Raw genomic sequence first — 19,203 nt, 5'->3', positions numbered from 1 at the left:
TACGAAGAATAATTATAAAATTAAGAATTTGAGGAAATTATGGAAATGACAGTGTCAACTGAGAAAAAACAGAGTAGCGCGGTGCCTATGGCTATCGTTGCAACCCTCTTTTTTATATTGGGGTTTGCGACGTGGCTTAATGGTTCGTTAATGCCGTATTTGAAGCAGATATTAGACTTAACACCTGTACAGGCCTCGTTAATTCTTTTCTCTTTTTACATTGCTGTTACCTTTACTGCAATTCCATCGGCGGCAGTTATTCGAAAAGTAGGTTATAAAAATGGTATGGCATTAGGCATGGCGACAATGATGGTCGCAGGCTTATTGTTTATACCAGCAGCTAAAACACAAGTGTTTGCTTTATTCTTATTTGCGCAACTAATTATGGGGGTTGGTCAAACGTTATTACAGACTGCTGTAAACCCTTATGTAGTGCGTCTTGGCCCGGAAGAATCTGCTGCAGCGCGCATCAGTATTATGGGTATTTTAAATAAAGGGGCAGGTGTTGTAGCACCTATGGTATTTACCGCACTTATTTTGAGTAATTTTACAGAGCTTGTGGGTAAAGATTTATCACAAGAAGATATCGATTTAATGGCTGACGGTCTTGTTCTGCCTTATTTAGGCATGGCGTTGTTTATTGGTTTACTCGCTTTTGCTGTCAAGAAATCACCATTGCCTGAATTAGAGAGCGAAGAAGAAGAAAGCGATAAAGGCCAAGTTAAAGAAGCGTTGTCACACCCTAACTTACGCTTTGGTGTTTTAGCTATCTTTGTTTACGTAGCTGTGGAAGTTATTGCCGGTGACACAATTGGTACATACGCCTTGTCATTAGGGGTAGAGAACTATAGTGTCATGACCTCTTATACCATGATATGCATGGTTGCAGGCTATATTCTTGGGATTGTTTTAATACCACGTTTTATCTCACAGGCTAAGGCATTAGCAGTATCCGCTATTGTAGGTGTTATTTTATCCTTAGGTATACTTTTAACAAGCGACCAGTCTTATGTAATAGCGAATGCGTTACTTGTACCTTTGGGCGGTGCAATGTTACCTGACCCATTGCTGTTGATTGCCTTTTTGGGGCTTGCTAACGCTATTTGTTGGCCGGCAATATTCCCACTGGCTTTATCAGGATTAGGTAAACTGACCAGTACAGGATCTGCTTTATTGGTAATGGGAATTGCTGGTGGTGCGTTTGGACCTTTATTTTGGGGGATTGCAACAGGCACTTCATTTGGCCAACAAGGTGGTTATATTGTGATGCTACCTTGTTATTTATATATCTTATTTTATGCAGTAAAAGGCCACAAAATGCGCAAAAAAGCATAGCCTTTGTGTAAGAAAATATTTGCCTGAAAAGGCATACCATCTCACTAGTTGAGGGTGCGTTAAAAAGATCTTATGTGATCGCCCTGGGTTTCGGCTCAGGGTTTTTTTTACAAAATTTTTACAGTAATATTTAAAAAAACATAATGTTTTTAATGATCTTATAAATTATATTTCGTATGATGTTGAAAATTTGTTGCTGAATTAAGCAGTAATTATTATCCAGCACAACGTAGTATTTAATGAAACATACTTGTTAGTTGTCACTATTATAATAAGAAGGGTGTAATGAGTACGCAGACAGAGCTAGTCACAATTATTTATTATTGTGATAAATCAATCGAACTTTTTCATCATATTGGACATTTTGAAACTAGCAGTACAGGTAGAATTATTCTGCCTGATGAATTTAAAAAAGGTAAGTCTGTTGTTGCAGTCTGTCGTGGTGAAGTTGATATTTTAAATAAGATTGGCGATCGCATATTGCCTAATGAAGATGTTGCTTAGATAGTACAACAAGCAAAGACCCTCTACATATCCTTATTCATAGAAGGTCTTGATTATTAGTTTTTATTTGAATACTCAGGCGGCTTGTGCCCTTCACCAAGTGAATCTGCTATCTCTTTCGGCATATAATTTTCATCGTGCTTTGCTAACACTTCAGTTGCGTCTAGCAGTTTATGTTCTACTAACACACCATTAGCAATAATCCCTTGTCCCTCACGAAAAAGATCTGGCAAGATACCATCGTACTTTACCGTGATCACTTCACCTTTATTGGTTAAATCAAATTGTACTTTTAAACTATCCTGGTTTCGTGAAACTGAGCCAACAACCACTAATCCACCTACACGAATACGCTGGCCAATTACAGGCTTTACGCCAGTGTCATCTTTACCATGCACAATTTCATGTGGCGTATAAAATAAATCTATATTTTGGCTAAGTGCATACAATACTAATGATGTGATCAAGCCAATCCCTAGCAGTATTGAAGTGACAATAGTTAATCGTTTTTTACGTCTTGGGTTCATTGAGCTACCTCTTGTCTTGCTCTTGTGCAAGTGCTGCTTGCTTTAGTCGTTCTTCGCGTTTGTAGCGATTTTTAATTTGTTTAATAGTGGTTTTATGTCGAGAAATAGAAAACACAATAATCAGGGCAAAAATAACGACGCTAAATCCGTATGAAAGCCAAACATAAAACCCGTGGCCATCCATCGCAATAAATTCTGCAAAACTTGTAAATTGCATGTCTAAACTCCAGAGTTGTTAACTAATTGCTTTACCCAAGGGCGTGTAATATTTCGCGCAAGTAATTCTGTTTTAAATCGAATACAGATTAACCATGTGATCAAGCATACAACACCAAACAAACAGACAACGAAGGGTAAGTACATATCCATAGTCATTGCAGGTTTACCTATTTGTGTAACTGTTTGTCCTTGATGGAGCGTATTCCACCATTCGACGGAATATTTAATAATAGGCACATTAACTACACCAACCATTGCCAAAATGCCTGCAGCTTTGCCACCCTGTGCTTTATCTTCAAAAGCATTATGTAATGCGATCACTCCTAGATATAGAAATAACTGTATTAGTTGTGATGTTAATCGGGCATCCCATACCCACCAAGTTCCCCAAGTTGGTTTGCCCCATGCAGCACCTGTAAATAGAGCTACGGCTGTTAATACTGCGCCTACTGGAGCAATAGCGGCGACTGATGCATGCGCTAATTTGAGTTGCCACACAAGGCCGCAAAAAGCAATTGCTGCCATCGCGACGTATACACTCAATGACAAAATAGCGGACGGCACGTGAATGTAAAAGATGCGAAAACTATTGCCTTGTTGGTAATCAGGAGGCACAAATAATAGCGCCCATACTAAGCCAACGGATAACAATATTATTGCTAAATAGCCAAACCAAGGGGCAATTTTTTCAGTTAACTGAAAAGTTTTCTCTGGATTTGCGTAAGGATGTAACCACTTCCACATTTAGTTAGTACTCACTTTAAGTGCTGCGCTCACCGCAAAGGGTGAAAGCGTAATAGAGCCAATAAAAAGTGCGCCAATTATAGCAAGTTGACCGCTATAGGGTAAGTTCATTGCCGCAGTATCTATCGCGCTTGTCGCAAAAATTAATAAAGGGATATATAAAGGCAGTATCAACAGGCTCAATAATACGCCACCTTTTTTAATGCCTACTGTTAATGCCACGCCAATGGCACCAATAAAACTTAATACCGGCGTACCTATCAATAACGTTAGTATTAGCGCGCCATAGGCGTTCTCCGGTAAATACAGAAGTAACGCTAGTAAAGGAGAAATGATGATCAAAGGTAAACCGCTAATAACCCAATGCGCGCATATTTTTGCTAAAACAATAATAAAAGTTGGGCTGGGGCTAAGCAACATTTGCTCTAAGGCACCATCGGCATGATCACTTTTAAATAAGCGATCAAGTGATAATAAGGTTGCAAGTAACGCTGCAACCCATATAACGCCGGGGGCTATTCTAGCAAGCATATTAGGTTCAGGACCAATACCGAGAGGAAAAAGTGTGACAACAAGAATAAAAAACAACAGCGGATTTGCAACGTCATCCTTGTGGCGAAATGCAATGGTAATATCGCGTTTAAAAACAAGGTAGAAAATCTGGCGATAAGATAGGTTTGTAGTATCGTTTTTACTCATAACTTATCCTAGAAGAACCTATATTCAAGCGTTAATTTTTTATATTTATCGGAAGACATTTGTAAATCTTGATGGGTTGTCAAGATAACTGCACCACCTTTTTCAGCATGTACCTGCATACGTTGTTCTAAAGTTAAGACTCCTTTTTTATCAATCGCAGTAAAAGGTTCGTCTAAAATCCAGATTTTTGCAGTACTCTGCCAAAGTTTAGCTAAAGCGATACGCCTATGTTGACCAGCGCTTAAATGTGAGGCTAACGCGTCTTCAAAGCCGATGAGTGCGACTTCAGCAAGTGTTTCTTCAGCACTCTCTGCTGATAAGCCACTTAAAGCGAGATTAAACGCCAAGTTTTCTTGTGCCGTTAGTTCACCTTTAATACCGACACTGTGCCCTAAATAAAGCATATTTTCGTGATAAGCTTCTCTACAATCATTTATCGTGAGACCATTGAAATATACGTCACCATCATACGGTTGAGAAAGTCCGGCTATAATTCGTAATAAGCTGGTTTTTCCGGCGCCATTAGGGCCCTCTACCTGCACGATGTCGCCACGATTAACAGCAAAATCTAGCGATTCGAAAAGCACTCTATCTTCTCGAATACAAGTTAAGTTGCGTGTTTCTATGAGGGGAACGTCACTATGACTCATGAATTGTTTCGTTTATATCGTTGTAAATTAAGTTAACGCAAGTGTAGCTAGTACGGCATACGTTGATTTGATCTAGATCCTACACCAAGTAATTAATTTATTATACCATTGCTTTCATTCGCAAAATATATGCGACTTAACGCAAGATTACTGCTTTTTAATTACAATCGGTGGTAGAATTGCTGCAATTTTTTGACAGACGTTAGTTCGTAATTCGCCATATAGTGTGTGAAGCGTGAATGTACGTAAGTCAGCTATTCTTAAAGCGCTATCGGAGAAGTAATATGATCCCTGAGTTGGGGCATTTTGCCTTAATATTAGGATTGGCATTCGCCATCTGTTTAAGTGTTGTACCGCTGGTTGGTGTATTTTTACGACAACCAATTCTTATTGGCTATGCTAAACCTCTCACTTTGGGCATGTTTGCCTTCACTGGACTTAGTATTGTCATCTTAGCTTATCTTTTCGTCATTGACGACTTCTCCGTTAAATATATTGCCGGCCATTCAAACTCTTTATTGCCGTATTATTTTAAAATTAGTGCTGTTTGGGGCGGTCATGAAGGCTCTTTATTGCTGTGGGTTTTCTCGTTAACTGCTTGGACCATGGCAGTCGCAAAGTTTAGCAAAGGCATTGATGAAGCATTTGTTGCTCGTGTATTAGCTATTCTTGGCATGGTTTCAGTAGGATTTATGTTGTTTACCTTGTTAACATCTAATCCATTTGACCGTTTATGGCCTGTTGTGCCAACCGAAGGGCGAGATCTTAATCCGTTATTACAAGATGTTGGCTTAATAATACATCCACCGATGCTTTATCTCGGCTATGTTGGATTTGCCGTTGCATTTGCTTTTGCCGTCTCTGCTCTTATGTGCGGTAAACTCGATGCCGCCTGGGCAAGATGGGCTCGTCCATGGGTTGTAGCTGCTTGGATCTTTTTAACATTAGGCATTGCTTTAGGTAGTTGGTGGGCATACTACGAACTTGGTTGGGGTGGCTGGTGGTTTTGGGATCCCGTTGAAAATGCCTCATTTATGCCTTGGCTCGTTGGTACGGCGTTATTGCATTCCTTAGCGGTAACTGAAAAGCGCGGCGCATTCAGAAACTGGACAGTATTACTTGCGATATTCGCGTTTAGTTTAAGTCTTCTCGGTACATTTTTAGTACGTTCCGGTGTGATAACATCAGTACATTCTTTTGCCGCAGATCCAACGCGAGGAATGTTTATTTTACTATTATTAGCGATAGCTGTCGGTGGTTCACTCACACTCTTCGCTTTTAGAGCATCAAATGTATCAAGTTTCAGCCGATTTTCTTTTTATTCTCGTGAAACAGCGTTATTACTTTGTAATATTATTCTTGTCGTTGCTTCAGTGACTGTGCTACTCGGTACGCTTTACCCTTTAATTATTGATGCAGCTGGTCTTGGCAAAATATCCGTAGGACCGCCTTATTTTAATGCGGTATTTGTTCCTATCATGAGTTGCTTATTTTTGATCATGGGAATAGGGCCGCTTATTCGTTGGAAAAAAGCTAAGAAAGGTGAATTGCGTAAACAAATTACTAAACCTTCAGTTATCAGTATCGTTTTAGGTGCATTATTTCCGTTAGCCTATGCTGGCGAATTAAATCTGCTGGCTAGCTTTGGTATGACGCTTGCGTTTTGGGTTTCTCTAGTGGTGATTAAAGATCTACGTAATCAAGCGAAACAGGGAAAATCGGGATATCAATTTTCACGCATCACGTTAAGCCAATGGGGAATGACAATAGCGCATATGGGCATCGCGGTGACTATTGTTGGGGTCACATTGGTATCTATCTACGAAAAAGAAATAAGCGTTAAAATGCAAGTAGGTGAGTCAGTTAATGTGTCTGGCTACGAGGTGACTTTTAAAGGCGTATTACCCGTTAAAGGACCTAATTATACGGCAGAGCAAGGTCAGCTTGAAGTAAGCCACAACAATGATTTTGTAGCATTGTTAAAACCAGAGCGACGAACCTACCTCGTTCAAACGATGGGAATGACCGAAGCAGGCATTGATCCTGGATTATTTCGCGACGTATATGTTGCTTTAGGTGATCCACTGCCTGACGGAGCATGGGCTATCAGAGTGCATTACAAACCCTTTGTTCGCTGGATTTGGTTAGGGGCGATATTTATGGGCTTGGGTGGCTTTTTAGCCATGCTTGATAAACGGTATCGTAGAAAGAAAGTAAAGCAATCTGCGCGTGATAATGCTAAGTCTAAACTCGTCGCTGAAGGGGTAAAATAATGAATAAGATGATTCGTTTTATTCCGTTAGTTTTGTTTGTGGCACTTGGTGTTGTGTTATATCGAGGCCTATCATTAAATCCACAGGCGGTACCTTCTGCACTTGTTAATAAGCCAATACCAGATTTTGCGTTAACACAGCTCTTAAAACCTGAAGTAACGTTAACTGCAGCAGACTTAAAGGGTGATATTGTACTGCTTAATGTTTGGGGAACCTGGTGTGTTTATTGTAAATATGAACACCCATACCTTGTTGATATTGCAAAAAGTGATCGTGTTTCATTATATGGTTTAAATTACAAAGACGTGAGAGAAGATGCCAAGCAATGGTTGAAAGATTACGAAGATCCCTATGTATTTTCGATATTTGACCCATTGGGTAAACTTGGGATTGAGCTTGGTGTTACAGCGGCGCCAGAAACATTTGTTATCGATGCAAAAGGTATTGTGCGCATGAAGCATGTTGGCCCAATTGATAGTAAAGTTTGGCAAGAAAGGTTTCTACCAATGATTGAATTACTTGAGAAAGAACAAGGCGTTGCACGATGAAAATATTATCTTCCTTGCTAGCATTAACAATTGGTGTAACGTTAATCGTTTTATCACAAGCAGCGCAATCAGCAGATACCTATGTTTTTGATGACCCTGTTACAGAAACGCGATATAAAGCGTTAGTTAAAGAACTTCGTTGCCCCAAATGCCAGAATCAAAATTTAGCTGACTCGAATGCACCTATTGCAAAAGACTTAAGACGAGAAGTTTATCAACTTTTGCAAGAAGGAAAGGCAGATAAAGAAATTGTTGATTTTATGGTCGATCGTTATGGCGAATTTGTACTTTATCGGCCTAAAGTATCGTCATTAACCTATGTTCTTTGGTTTGGACCGCTAGTGTTATTAGTGATTGGTATTATTGTGATGATTTTAATCGTCCGTAATAAACCGACTATTGACCGTTCGGCTAAATTGTCTACTCAACAAAAATCTAAATTAGATCAAATTTTAAAAGATAAGTAAATTTATGGTAGCACTACTTTTTACCCTGATTGCCTTCATATTGTTGTTATTGATGATCGTATGGGGACATTTTATAAACCAACGCAAATATCGTAATAACGTAGATAATAGCTTTCGAGACGAAACAAATATTCGGTTATATAAAGAACATAAGGCAGAAATAGAGCGTGATTTTTCGCAAGGAAAACTCGATCAAGAAAGTTACGATTATTTGTTGTCGGAATTAGACCAAAGTTTGCTACAAGACATCGAAGAAAATGCAAGCGAGCAAGTGCAAACGGAAGTAGCTCAGCCAATTTCAATTATTTGGCCAATTGCGCTTTCTTTATTTATCATTATTTTTAGTGCTTTGCTTTATCAACAAACAGGTGCGTTTGAAAAACTAACCACAATGCCAAGACAAGAGCAAAGCCAGCAATCTGTTAATGCAGAGCAACAAGCGTTGATGCAAATTCAACAATTAAAGAAACAGACCGAGCTTGAACCCAATAACAGTGACGCTTGGTATGGACTTGGACAGGCGCTTATTGGCGCTGGAGATTTTGCTGGCGCGTTAGTTGCCTTTGACCGTGTTATTGATATTGATGGCGAGCAAGCCGATTTATTTGGCGCTAAGGCGCAAGCAAGCTACTATCAAAATAAGCAAAAAATCACAACTGAAGTACAAAGCTATATTGATAAAGCATTGGCACTTGATGCGAGGGATCCTTCAACCAATATTTTATTGGGAATGCATGCCTTTATCTCGCAAGATTACCAATCAGCGGTTGAACATTGGCAGCTTGTTATTACTGATAATCGACCCAGTGTGAATGTGCAGGCACTAACAGAAGCTCTTAATGAAGCAAAAAATAGGTTAGCGTTAACAGGCGAACAACCAAGCATGACTGGCACTCAGGCATTAACACTAGCGGTTTCTTTAAGTGAAAATATACGTGAGAAGCTAGCGCAAAGTGAAGATAAAGTGGTCTTTATCTATGCTATTCCTGTTGATGGTTCAAGAATGCCGCTAGCGGCAATAAAGCTGCAAGCTAGTGATTTACCTACGACAATAACGTTGTCAGATGCAAACGCAATGACGCCGCAAGCCAAATTAAGTGATGTGGAATCGGTGCATGTGTACGCTATTATTTCTGAGTCGGGTAATGCTGGCATTAAACCTGGCGACTTTAAAGCTGAAGCTATGAATGTTTCATTGACAACTGACAAGGTGATCCAGTTAGAGATCAATAGCGTAGTACAGTAGCTGTTTTGCGCATTAATCGTTTGGGGTAGGAGATATTTTGAAATCAAGGTACATAGGAAGAACGAAATCAGTACATCAGCGAAAAGCCAAGGTAGGAATATTACTAACAAACCTAGGCACTCCAGATGCACCAACTGCGCCAGCATTGAAGCGATATTTACGAGAGTTTTTATCAGATCCTCGCGTAGTTGAGATCCCTAAATTTATTTGGTGGCTTATTCTTCACGGCATAATTCTTCGTGTGCGTCCAAAGAAGTCAGCAAAGCTTTATCAATCTATTTGGACTGAAGACGGTTCACCTTTGCTTGTCATTATGAATAAAATTCGTAACAAAGTTGCACACATAATGCGTCTTGATGAACAAAGTGAGGTAGTCATGGATGTTGCTATGCGCTATGGCAATCCCTCTATTGCTCAAGCATTAAATAAATTTCAAGCGCAAGGCATAGATAAGTTTATTATTCTGCCTTTGTATCCTCAATATGGTGGACCGACTACGGCATCGACTTTTGATGCCGTTACTCAAGAAATAGCAAAGTGGCGTTGGATCCCAAGTATTCACTTTATAAATGGCTATCATGAACATCCGCTGTACATTAAAGCCCTAGCTAATAGTATTCAAAATCACTTCAATACACATGGTAAGCCAGATAAATTAATACTTTCATACCATGGCATGCCAAAACACTTTCTTGAAAGTGGTGATCCTTATTTCTGTTTTTGTCACCAAACAACCAGTGGGGTGGCTAAAGAACTAGGGTTAAAGGACGATGAGTATTTAACCACTTTTCAATCAAGATTCGGTAAAGCAGAGTGGTTAAAACCCTATACTGACGAAACGTTAGAAGAGCTAGCACAACAAGGGTGTAAGCATATCGCTATTATCAGCCCTGCATTTAGTGCCGACTGCTTAGAAACGTTAGAAGAGCTTGAAGAAGAAAATCGAGAGATTTTTATCAATGCTGGTGGAGAGCAATATCACTACATACCAGCTTTAAATGACAACGACGATCACTGTCAGCTCATTTCATCAATTATTGAACAGCATTTACCGCGATAATAAGGAAAGCATTGCAATGAGAGACGCCTCTCTCCCCATAGCCGTCTGTCAACTACTGCAATGCTTATAAACGTAGTTAAGTACTTAAGCGAACTTAGGTTTGGTTTGGCTGTGATGACCGTTTACTTGCACTACAATGAGCAGTAACCCCAATAAAAAGAGTGTCATTGAGTTAGGTAAATTAACAGCAACTGGCGATGCGACTAAGGTTTGTTGCTGGTTAATTATGCCAGGGGTGTGTGTCGCTAAATGCCATGTATTTTTCGCTAATGTGTCCGTTCTCTGCAATGAAAATCCTAGCTCAGCCGACGGAGGCTGATTTACCACTATATCGGTTGAGGTGAACCCAGTCGCGGTACCGTTTAGCGCAGTAAAACTTCCTTCATAACTGATAAAATCATCAACAGCATCCGTGATTGTGTTGACCAGGGCTATGCCATCGGGACTACCATTTTGAATGCCAGAAACTGAAAATGAGCTAAAGCCAATGCCGTGATGAGAATCTGGCACTATGCCATGAAGTGCTGTTGATTTGTAAACGAGGCCATTACTACCATTATAAAAGAGTAATGACCATTGTGATAAATCAGTACCTGCGTCGGCAATTACTTCAACAAATTCGTTCTTATCTGAACCCGTATTGTCGTAGTGCAGTTCGTTAATGAGTAATAAGGTAGCGTTACATTGTGTACAGATTAAAGTAAAAAATAGCGCTAGCACGTAGCTAAGTGGTTTCATAACTGTAATTCCTTTTACATGTGTTTATCCAAATGAATGAATATATTTCTATTGGTATGTGTATATTTTCACCATAGAGTGTAAAGGCGATTACAGTGTTCACAAGATCATGGAGTTAATACAAGGTATTTACAATGAAATTCCAACCTTTTTTCGTCTTGTTAAATCAAATGAAAACGAAGGATAAAAATTGAATGGTAGTAGAAGCGCAATGCAGCGTTTGGGTGGAGTAGCGCGTTATGACAGAATGTTTATATCATCAATAGCAGGGATTGCTAAATTTTGGGTAAAAAAAACGGAGCTTATAAGCTCCGTTTTTGCAGTAACTTTTTTAATTAAAGTGCTGTAACGTTTTTCGCTTCAGGACCTTTTTTACCTTGTTCAACAGTAAAAGATACTGATTGACCATCGGTAAGAGTACGGAAGCCGTCACCAGTGATTGCACTGAAGTGAACGAAAACGTCAGGGCCGCCTTCTTGCTCGATAAAGCCGAAGCCTTTAGATTCATTAAAAAATTTTACTTTGCCAGTTACTGTGTCAGACATACCAACATTTCTCTCTATATATAAGGTTTAACAATTTAGGCTATTCAGACATACATGCAGACTTAGCCATGTACGGAGTAAATGCTCTCTACCCAAAAGTACAGACAGAGAAAGGTTTCCATAACACAGGTGCGTTTAGGTTTAAATAGAACTCATAATATGAGGCTATTCATTTCCTCTCTTCAAACGCAAAAACTCAACGCAAGACAATAGTAGCACATAAAAAAATGAATAGCTTGAATAAACGTGAAGAAAAATTGAACTTTTTTTTACATAAAAAAGCCTGCTTATCGCAGGCTTAACTTTTTATTAGCTAACTTCGTCAAACGAGCGTTACATTGCTGCTATTTGCTGTCTTTGTTCATGAAGTTTAGCAAGTGAAGATTCGGCTTCAGCGAGTTTAGCTTTCTCTTTATCAATGACTGCAGCAGGCGCTTTTGCAACAAAATTTTCGTTACTTAGCTTTCCTTTCACCTTTTGCGTGTCTTTTTCTAATTTCTCAATCGCTTTTGTTAAGCGCGCGAGTTCAGCGTCTTTATCGATTAATCCCGCCATTGGAATTAATACAGACATTTCGCCGATAACTGCCGTCGCTGATGCAGGACCTTCTTCATTTTGTGCTAGTAGATCGATGCTTTCTAATTTAGCAAGTGCACTAATAAAGTTTGTATTTTCAGCGACACGTCGTTTATCTTGTTCAGAGGTATTTTTCAAAAATACGGGTAACGGTTTGCTTGGTGCAATGTCCATTTCACCACGAATATTACGAATCGCAATAATAAATTGTTTTACCCACTCTAAGTCATCAATGGTTTTTTGATCGACAAGTGATGCATTATATTGTGGGTAGGCTTGCGTCATAATGCTATCGCCTTGAGCATTGAAAGTGGTAAGTGGTACAACACGTTGCCAAATCGTTTCAGTGATAAACGGCATCAGTGGGTGCATTAAACGTAGTAACGTTTCTAATGTATCAACAAGTGTTTTACGTGTACCACGTTGTTGCGCGTCACTACCTTTAAATAAGACGGGCTTGGTTAGCTCTAAATACCAGTCACAAAATTGGTTCCAAGTAAATTCATAAAGCGCTTGCGATGCTAAATCAAAACGGAATGTAGCAAAGGCTTCATGTACCGTTTTTACTGTTTTTTGCAATTCTGCTTGTATCCAGCGATCAGCTAAAGAAAGTTCAATGTCGCCACCAGACTTACCACAGTCATGTTCTTCCGTATTCATCAGTACATAACGGCTTGCATTCCATAACTTGTTACAGAAGTTGCGGTATCCATCTAAGCGTTTCATGTCCCAATTAATGTCTCGCCCCGTAGACGCTAATGCTGCGAGGGTAAAACGTAACGCATCCGTACCGTGCGCTTCAATACCATCTGGGAAGGCGCGTTTGGTCGCTTTGCCAATTTTGTCTGCAAGTTGTGGCTGCATCATGTTTCCGGTGCGCTTAGCTAGCAAATCATCTAAAGAAATACCATCGATCATATCCAGAGGATCGATAACATTACCTTTAGATTTTGACATTTTATCGCCATTCTCATCGCGAATTAGTCCAGTAACATATACTTGTTTAAATGGTACTTGTGGCTTACCGTTTTCATCTTTGATGAAATGCATTGTCATCATGATCATTCTAGCTACCCAGAAGAAAATAATGTCAAAGCCGGTGACAAGTACGTCAGTTGAATGGAACTTTTTCATCATTTCTTCGTCGTTTGGCCACCCCAATGTTGAGAATGTCCAAAGTGCAGAAGAGAACCAAGTATCTAATACGTCGTCGTCTTGCTTGAGTATAACATCGTCTGCTAATTGATTGTTTGCTCTGACTTCTTGTTCACTGCGGCCAACATACACATTACCGTTGTTATCATACCAAGCAGGAATTCGATGACCCCACCAAAGCTGACGAGAGATACACCAATCTTGGATGTCTCGCATCCATGCAAAATACATGTTTTCGTATTGTTTTGGCACAAATTGAATGTCGCCATTTTCAACTGCTTCAATGGCTGGTTGTGCAAGCTTTTCGGTTTTTACATACCACTGATCTGTTAATAGCGGCTCAATGATTACGCCTGAACGATCACCATAAGGTGCAACAAGGTCATGATCCTTAACGCTATCAAGTAAACCTAATTCATCAAATTTAGCGATAATTGCTTTGCGCGCGTCAAATCGATCTAAGCCGACATAATCAGCAGGAAGCGTTGATTCATAATCTTCGCTAGGCTCACCTTTGGCGTTATACACTTCTGCTTTCGCTAAAATGGCGGCATCTTTATTGAAGATGTTGATCATTGATAAACCGCAGCGTTTTCCAACTTCATTATCGTTAAAGTCATGTGCAGGAGTAATTTTTACACAGCCTGTGCCTTTTTCCATGTCGGCGTGGTCATCAGCTACAATAGGAATTAAACGATTTACTATTGGTAATAAAACATGCTGACCAATCAATGCTTTATAGCGTGGATCTTCTGGGTTTACTGCAACGCCAGTATCACCAAGCATTGTTTCTGGTCGTGTTGTTGCAACAACTAAGTAGGTTTTACCATCAGCTGTTTTTGCCCCGTTTGCTAGAGGGTAACGCAAATGCCACATATGACCTTTCTTATCTTTGTTTTCAACTTCAAGGTCGGAAATGGCGGTGTGTAATTTTGGATCCCAGTTAACTAAACGTTTACCGCGATAAATTAAGCCGTCTTCATAAAGACGAACAAAAACTTCTTGCACTGCATCACTTAAACCGTCATCCATGGTAAAACGTTCGCGTGACCAATCGATAGAATTACCTAGGCGCTTCATTTGCTGCCCTATGGTTCCGCCAGATTGTGCTTTCCATTCCCAAATCTTGTCGATAAAGGCATCACGACCATAGTCATGGCGGTTCTTACTTTCTTCAGTAGCAATCTTGCGCTCAACAACCATTTGCGTCGCAATCCCTGCGTGATCAGTGCCCGACTGCCATAATGTGCTTTTACCTTGCATGCGCTGGTAACGTATTAGCGTGTCCATAATAGTTTGCTGAAAAGCATGACCCATATGAAGGCTGCCCGTTACGTTTGGCGGTGGAATAGCAATACAATAGCCTTCACCACTGTCTGTGGGAGCGAAGTAACCTTGGTCTTCCCAAGATTGGTATAGTTTGCTTTCGATTTCTGAGGGATTAAATGTTTTTTCCATTGGATTAATACTTACGCGTTAATTTAATGTTAGTTTGTTTTCACAGGGGCAGCCGCTTGGTTGTCCACCTGAAACCCAAGTTGACGGTAGTGTTTAAATCGAGCTCGAGCAAGCTCTTTCAATGCTTCGTCGTTGGGAACAAAATCGATAATGTTTGAATATTGTTGAGCAAAATTTGGTACAGTGCTCGCTAAATTAATTAATATTGGTCTTCTATTAGTTGGTGCTTGCCAACTTATTTCAACCGCTGCACCCTGTTTTGGTCCCTCACCAATTAAGTTATGAGGAACAAAGCTGTCAGGGTCAAAAGACCATAACAGCTCATCAATTTGGTGTGCTTGTTCTTGTGATTCGGTAAAAATGAAGACACGTTGTTTTTGCCGATAAAAGTGCGCAGCCTGAAAGCACGCATGCAGATTGTCCAACGGTATATTGTGTTTATCTTGCGCTTCTAACTGGTAAAACATAACACGTGTATTCATCATTTGCTGTTATTCACCTTGCTCTACGCCAGATTTATTTAACAAAAACTGCGATAACATGCTGACTGGGCGGCCAGTAGAACCTTTATCTTTACCACCGCTGCGCCATGCAGTGCCTGCAATATCGAGGTGTGCCCAATGGTACTTTTTAGTAAAACGAGAAAGAAAGCAGGCGGCAGTAATCGTGCCTGCAGCTCGACCACCTAAATTAGTAAAGTCAGCAAACGGGCTTTCAAGCTGTTCTTGATATTCTTCCCATAATGGCAATCGCCATGCTCGGTCACCACTTTGATCTGAAGCATTGAGTAGTTCGTGAGCTAAAGGATTGTGCGTACTTAGTAGACCACTAGCATGTTTACCTAGGGCAATGACACATGCGCCTGTTAGTGTCGCAACATCAACAACACAATCAGGTTCAAAGCGTTCAACATAGGTTAAGGCGTCGCACAGAACCAATCGACCTTCAGCATCTGTGTTGAGTACTTCAACCGTTTGACCAGACATGGTTGTGAGTACATCACCTGGACGATATGCATTACTACCTGGCATATTTTCACAACCAGCTAATACACCGATGACGTTTATCGGTAAATTTAGTTCTGCTAAGGTGTGCATCGCACCAAGCACGCCAGCAGCACCACCCATGTCGTATTTCATTTCGTCCATTGCTTCGCTAGGCTTTATTGAAATACCACCTGTATCAAAGGTTAAGCCTTTACCAACCAGTACGATAGGTTTGCTGTCGTCATTGCTACCTTGATAATTGATGATGCTCATCATAGATTCGTTTGCAGAACCTCGACCTACAGCTAAGTATGAACCCATACCTAACTTTTCCATCTGTGCTTCGTTTACTATCTCTGTTGTGATGTTGTCGTATTCATTCGCAAGTATTTTTGCCTGTTCTGCAAGATAGGCAGGATTACAAATATTAGGAGGCATGTTAGCAACATTTTTACAGGTATTAATACCTTCAGCAACTGCAAGGCCATGTGCAACAGCGCGTTCACCTAAGGGTAACTCGCGGCGTGTTGGTACGTTAAACACTATTTTTCTTAACGGTCTACGTGGCTCTTCTTTTCGCGTCTTCAAGCTATCAAAGCTGTATAAGCAATCTTGTGTTGCTTCAACTGCTTGCCTTACTTTCCAGTAGTTATCTCGCCCTTTAACGTGTAACTCGGTTAAAAAGCAAACGGCTTCCATAGAGCCCGTTTCATTAAGGTTGTTTATTGTTTTGCTGATAATTTGGCGATATTGTCTTTCATCAAGCTCACGCTCTTTACCACAGCCAACAAGTAATACGCGTTCACTGAGAATATTAGGCACATGATGTAACAACAGCATTTGGCCTGATTTACCTTCTAAATCGCCACGACGTAATAAATTGCTGATATAACCTTCGCTAATTTCATCTAACTGTTCTGCAACAGCAGACAAACGTCTTGGTTCAAAAACGCCGACCACAATACAAGCGCTACGTTGTTTTTCTGGGCTGCCGCTTTTTACGCTAAATTCCATGTGCTCTCCTAGTTTGAGGTAAATCTGAACATTTTTTAAAAAAAATTCAGTTTAACTTGCTTAAATCTACCATTAATAGATAAGCTTACTGTGATTTATTTTTCGCTAAAGGCTATAATTATAGCCTTATCCAGAAGCATTACCTAAAGGCTTTTGAATTATTTTAGTTATGAAAATGACAAGTTTACTTAAAAATTGTCATTATGTCAGAAAAAAACTAAGTTTTTGTAGGATCTATTTGTGATCGTTTTTCGATATTTATTAAAAGAAGTTGTTAAAACCCAACTCGCTGTATTTGTGGTCTTGATGACAATCTTTATTAGTCATAAATTTGTTCGGGTGCTAGACGATGCTTCTGAAGGTGGCATACCTGGTCAATTAGTCATGGTGTTTATTGGTTTAAAGGCTCCTGATCTTGCGGGTACCATTTTACCGCTTAGTTTTTTCTTGGGGATTTTACTCGCCTATGGGCGTATATACGCAGACAATGAAATGACCATTTTGCATGCCACTGGCGTCAGCGAGTGGTATGTCGTCAGAGTTACACTTATTCTCGGAGTGGCAACCGCCATTATTACCGGGTTATTTACGTTATATTTGTCGCCTTTAGCTTCGGAATATGAGTATCAAGTGAAGGAAAAGTTAGCGGCTGACTCCGGGCTAAGTGCGCTTGTTGCCGGTAGGTTTCAAACCACAGGGAATAAGAAAGCAGTCGTGTTTATTCACGATAAAGATCGAAATAATAATACCTTAGAGAAAGTTTTCGTGGCGCAGTTGCCGAATGAAAAATCCAGTGATCGTGACATTATCAACTCAAGTTTAGTGTATGCCAAGCAAGGTGAAGTGATTGAAGAAGCAACAGGTTCGCAGCGTTTGATTTTATCTGATGGTACGCGATATCAAAACGACCCGAAAAATAATGAATTTAGACAAGTTGCTTTTGGTAAGTACTACATCCAAATTCAAGATCAAAAAGTAGAACATAAAAGAAGAAAGCTAAGTGCGATCCCAACGAAGCAGTTACTCAATGAAGATTCAAGTGAGTACATTGCTGAAATTCACTGGCGCATTGCGTTTCCGTTAGCTTGTATTATTTTGACGTTTGTTGCAGTGCCATTGAGTGTGGTAAACCCTAGGCAGGGTAAGTTTGCTAAAATGTTTCCTGCCATTTTGCTTTTTTTGAGTTATCTCTTGTTGTTGACTGCAATGCGCAGCGCCTTAGAAAAGAATTCAGTGCCGGCGGAAGTTGGCTTGTGGCCAATACATATTTCGGCATTTATTATTGGTTTAAGTTTACTGGCGAAAAGTAGAAGCACTGGGCTCAAATTACGAGCATTCTTACCGTTTATGGCAACAAAAAATGGGGCGAACTCGTGAGAATATTAGATATTTACATTGCGCGTATTATTGCTTCTACAACACTATTGACCCTTGCTGTTTTTGTGAGCTTGAGTGGCATAATAAAATTTGTTGAACAAATGAAGTCTGTCGGTAAAGGAAGCTTCGACTTATCACACGCTGCTTTGTACGTGTTATACGCGATACCGCGCGATGTTGAATTGTTTTTCCCTATGGCAGCATTGATTGGTGGTTTGATAGGCATTGGCATGTTGGCAAGTAATTCTGAGCTTGTTGTTATGCAGGCTGCGGGGTTATCGCGTTTAGATATTATTAAGTCGGTAATGAAATCAGCATCAGTGCTTATATTGCTGAGCATGGCCGTAGGAGAATGGTTAGCACCTGCTGGCGAAGCCGCTGCAAGACAAGTTAAAGCACAAGCTATTTCTGGAGGCAGTTTGATCTCCTCAAAAGGTGGGACATGGGCGAAGGATGGTGATTATTTTGTCCATATTACGGAAGTGCAAGATACTGGTTCATTAAAAGGGATCCAAATTTATCGATTCGATGAAAACTTAAAGTTATCGAGTTGGCTTGCTGCAAGCTCAGCGGTATATCAAGGAAACGCTTGGCAATTAAATGACGTTGTTGATACCTATATTCAAGACGAAACCATTAGCTCTACAACATCGACAACAAAAGCGTGGAAATCAACGTTAACGCCTGACAAATTAGGTGTTGTAACTGTAAAACCAGAGTCTTTGTCGGTAAGAGGGTTGTTAGATTATCTCGATTACCTTGCTGAGAATGACCAAGACCCAAGTCGTTACCAACTCGCTTTTTGGCGTAAAATTGTACAGCCAATTACCGTTGCTGTGATGCTTTTAGTGGCATTATCGTTCATTTTTGGTCCGCTAAGATCTGTGTCAATGGGGGCGAGAATTATGATGGGGATTGCAACCGGCATTTTATTCTTTATCACCAATGAAGTACTTGGTTCTGTTAGCTTGGTTTACCAACTACCGGCAGCTTTTGGTGCGGTAATGCCAAGTGTTATTTTTACCGGAATCGCATTGTATTTTATTCGAAAAAAAGCGGGTTAAGGTTAACATCCCGCTCTT

19 protein-coding genes are annotated in these 19,203 nt (G+C 40.1%); 9 read left to right on the top strand and 10 right to left on the bottom strand.

The annotated features are described in order from the left end of the window. The first annotated feature begins 39 nt into the window (after positions 1-39). Both nagP and QUE09_RS15295 read left to right on the top strand, forming a co-directional pair. Entirely contained in the window at positions 40-1,335 is a 1,296-nt protein-coding gene (gene nagP, locus QUE09_RS15300; protein ID WP_434017219.1) for an N-acetylglucosamine MFS transporter NagP, read from the top strand. A gap of 285 nt (positions 1,336-1,620) precedes the next feature. Continuing rightward, positions 1,621-1,839, top strand: a complete 219-nt coding sequence (locus QUE09_RS15295; RefSeq protein WP_286233723.1) for a TIGR02922 family protein — start codon at positions 1,621-1,623, stop codon at positions 1,837-1,839. A 56-nt stretch (positions 1,840-1,895) separates the two neighbouring features. Here QUE09_RS15295 and ccmE read toward each other — a convergent pair whose 3' ends face one another. The 5 genes from ccmE to ccmA are packed head-to-tail and all read right to left on the bottom strand — an operon-like array spanning position 1,896 to position 4,678. After that, positions 1,896-2,366, bottom strand: a complete 471-nt coding sequence (ccmE, locus tag QUE09_RS15290) for a cytochrome c maturation protein CcmE (RefSeq protein ID WP_286233722.1) — start codon at positions 2,364-2,366, stop codon at positions 1,896-1,898. 4 nt (positions 2,367-2,370) lie between these two features. After that, positions 2,371-2,583, bottom strand: coding sequence for a heme exporter protein CcmD (gene ccmD / locus QUE09_RS15285; RefSeq protein ID WP_286233721.1), 213 nt, complete (start codon positions 2,581-2,583; stop codon positions 2,371-2,373). Between the two features lie 2 nt (positions 2,584-2,585). Further along, positions 2,586-3,329: a heme ABC transporter permease gene (locus QUE09_RS15280; protein WP_286233720.1), complete on the bottom strand. Its 744-nt coding sequence runs from the start codon at positions 3,327-3,329 to the stop codon at positions 2,586-2,588. Further along, positions 3,330-4,028: a heme exporter protein CcmB gene (gene ccmB, locus QUE09_RS15275; protein WP_286233719.1), complete on the bottom strand. Its 699-nt coding sequence runs from the start codon at positions 4,026-4,028 to the stop codon at positions 3,330-3,332. An 8-nt stretch (positions 4,029-4,036) separates the two neighbouring features. Then, positions 4,037-4,678: a cytochrome c biogenesis heme-transporting ATPase CcmA gene (gene ccmA, locus QUE09_RS15270; protein ID WP_286233718.1), complete on the bottom strand. Its 642-nt coding sequence runs from the start codon at positions 4,676-4,678 to the stop codon at positions 4,037-4,039. A 284-nt stretch (positions 4,679-4,962) separates the two neighbouring features. Here ccmA and QUE09_RS15265 point away from each other — a divergent pair, with 284 nt between their 5' ends. The 5 genes from QUE09_RS15265 to hemH are packed head-to-tail and all read left to right on the top strand — an operon-like array spanning position 4,963 to position 10,272. Further along, positions 4,963-6,951, top strand: a complete 1,989-nt coding sequence (locus tag QUE09_RS15265; RefSeq protein ID WP_286233717.1) for a heme lyase CcmF/NrfE family subunit — start codon at positions 4,963-4,965, stop codon at positions 6,949-6,951. Next, positions 6,951-7,499 (top strand): DsbE family thiol:disulfide interchange protein, encoded by a 549-nt coding sequence (locus QUE09_RS15260; RefSeq protein WP_286233716.1) that lies wholly within the window; start codon positions 6,951-6,953, stop codon positions 7,497-7,499. Before QUE09_RS15265 ends, QUE09_RS15260 begins: the two co-directional genes overlap by 1 nt. After that, positions 7,496-7,966: a cytochrome c-type biogenesis protein gene (locus tag QUE09_RS15255; protein WP_286233715.1), complete on the top strand. Its 471-nt coding sequence runs from the start codon at positions 7,496-7,498 to the stop codon at positions 7,964-7,966. The genes QUE09_RS15260 and QUE09_RS15255 overlap by 4 nt, the downstream gene beginning before the upstream one ends. Positions 7,967-7,970: 4 nt before the next feature. After that, positions 7,971-9,212, top strand: coding sequence for a c-type cytochrome biogenesis protein CcmI (gene ccmI / locus QUE09_RS15250; RefSeq protein ID WP_286233714.1), 1,242 nt, complete (start codon positions 7,971-7,973; stop codon positions 9,210-9,212). A gap of 37 nt (positions 9,213-9,249) precedes the next feature. Continuing rightward, positions 9,250-10,272 (top strand): ferrochelatase, encoded by a 1,023-nt coding sequence (gene hemH, locus QUE09_RS15245; protein WP_286233713.1) that lies wholly within the window; start codon positions 9,250-9,252, stop codon positions 10,270-10,272. An 84-nt stretch (positions 10,273-10,356) separates the two neighbouring features. Here hemH and QUE09_RS15240 read toward each other — a convergent pair whose 3' ends face one another. From QUE09_RS15240 to pepA, 5 genes are all read right to left on the bottom strand, one after another. Continuing rightward, the gene (locus QUE09_RS15240; protein ID WP_286233712.1) at positions 10,357-11,010 is read right to left on the bottom strand and encodes a hypothetical protein; all 654 of its coding nucleotides are present in this window, start codon (positions 11,008-11,010) and stop codon (positions 10,357-10,359) included. Between the two features lie 335 nt (positions 11,011-11,345). Then, on the bottom strand, positions 11,346-11,555 hold the full coding sequence (locus tag QUE09_RS15235; RefSeq protein ID WP_286233711.1) for a cold-shock protein: 210 nt from the start codon (positions 11,553-11,555) through the stop codon (positions 11,346-11,348). Positions 11,556-11,888: 333 nt separating this feature from the next. Then, positions 11,889-14,744: a valine--tRNA ligase gene (locus QUE09_RS15230; RefSeq protein ID WP_286233709.1), complete on the bottom strand. Its 2,856-nt coding sequence runs from the start codon at positions 14,742-14,744 to the stop codon at positions 11,889-11,891. A gap of 29 nt (positions 14,745-14,773) precedes the next feature. After that, positions 14,774-15,229 (bottom strand): DNA polymerase III subunit chi, encoded by a 456-nt coding sequence (locus tag QUE09_RS15225; protein WP_286233706.1) that lies wholly within the window; start codon positions 15,227-15,229, stop codon positions 14,774-14,776. A 6-nt stretch (positions 15,230-15,235) separates the two neighbouring features. Then, positions 15,236-16,744, bottom strand: coding sequence for a leucyl aminopeptidase (gene pepA, locus QUE09_RS15220; RefSeq protein ID WP_286233705.1), 1,509 nt, complete (start codon positions 16,742-16,744; stop codon positions 15,236-15,238). 240 nt (positions 16,745-16,984) lie between these two features. On the opposite strand from pepA, the gene lptF reads away from it, so the two are divergent. Further along, a complete protein-coding gene (gene lptF / locus QUE09_RS15215) occupies positions 16,985-18,121 on the top strand; it encodes an LPS export ABC transporter permease LptF (protein WP_286233704.1) in 1,137 nt (378 codons plus the stop codon). After that, positions 18,118-19,185, top strand: coding sequence for an LPS export ABC transporter permease LptG (lptG, locus tag QUE09_RS15210; protein WP_286233703.1), 1,068 nt, complete (start codon positions 18,118-18,120; stop codon positions 19,183-19,185). Before lptF ends, lptG begins: the two co-directional genes overlap by 4 nt. Positions 19,186-19,203 lie beyond the last annotated feature (18 nt).

The sequence above is a fragment of the Thalassotalea sediminis genome (assembly GCF_030295915.1).
GTDB classification, from domain to species: domain Bacteria; phylum Pseudomonadota; class Gammaproteobacteria; order Enterobacterales; family Alteromonadaceae; genus Thalassotalea_C; species Thalassotalea_C sediminis.
The sequence above is the reverse complement of the archived record's forward strand: the minus strand, read 5'-3'. Positions and strand labels throughout refer to the sequence as shown.

Excerpts from the sequence above, each read along its gene's own strand:
- QUE09_RS15265 (WP_286233717.1), top strand. The coding sequence starts at position 4,963 with ATGATCCCTGAGTTGGGGCATTTTGCCTTAATATTAGGATTGGCATTC.
- QUE09_RS15295 (WP_286233723.1), top strand. The coding sequence starts at position 1,621 with ATGAGTACGCAGACAGAGCTAGTCACAATTATTTATTATTGTGATAAA.
- QUE09_RS15255 (WP_286233715.1), top strand. The coding sequence starts at position 7,496 with ATGAAAATATTATCTTCCTTGCTAGCATTAACAATTGGTGTAACGTTA.
- nagP (WP_434017219.1), top strand. The coding sequence starts at position 40 with ATGGAAATGACAGTGTCAACTGAGAAAAAACAGAGTAGCGCGGTGCCT.
- QUE09_RS15280 (WP_286233720.1), bottom strand. The coding sequence starts at position 3,329 with ATGTGGAAGTGGTTACATCCTTACGCAAATCCAGAGAAAACTTTTCAG.
- pepA (WP_286233705.1), bottom strand. The coding sequence starts at position 16,744 with ATGGAATTTAGCGTAAAAAGCGGCAGCCCAGAAAAACAACGTAGCGCT.
- QUE09_RS15260 (WP_286233716.1), top strand. The coding sequence starts at position 6,951 with ATGAATAAGATGATTCGTTTTATTCCGTTAGTTTTGTTTGTGGCACTT.
- ccmB (WP_286233719.1), bottom strand. The coding sequence starts at position 4,028 with ATGAGTAAAAACGATACTACAAACCTATCTTATCGCCAGATTTTCTAC.
- ccmE (WP_286233722.1), bottom strand. The coding sequence starts at position 2,366 with ATGAACCCAAGACGTAAAAAACGATTAACTATTGTCACTTCAATACTG.
- ccmA (WP_286233718.1), bottom strand. The coding sequence starts at position 4,678 with ATGAGTCATAGTGACGTTCCCCTCATAGAAACACGCAACTTAACTTGT.
- QUE09_RS15240 (WP_286233712.1), bottom strand. The coding sequence starts at position 11,010 with ATGAAACCACTTAGCTACGTGCTAGCGCTATTTTTTACTTTAATCTGT.
- QUE09_RS15225 (WP_286233706.1), bottom strand. The coding sequence starts at position 15,229 with ATGATGAATACACGTGTTATGTTTTACCAGTTAGAAGCGCAAGATAAA.
- QUE09_RS15235 (WP_286233711.1), bottom strand. The coding sequence starts at position 11,555 with ATGTCTGACACAGTAACTGGCAAAGTAAAATTTTTTAATGAATCTAAA.
- ccmI (WP_286233714.1), top strand. The coding sequence starts at position 7,971 with ATGGTAGCACTACTTTTTACCCTGATTGCCTTCATATTGTTGTTATTG.
- QUE09_RS15230 (WP_286233709.1), bottom strand. The coding sequence starts at position 14,744 with ATGGAAAAAACATTTAATCCCTCAGAAATCGAAAGCAAACTATACCAA.
- ccmD (WP_286233721.1), bottom strand. The coding sequence starts at position 2,583 with ATGCAATTTACAAGTTTTGCAGAATTTATTGCGATGGATGGCCACGGG.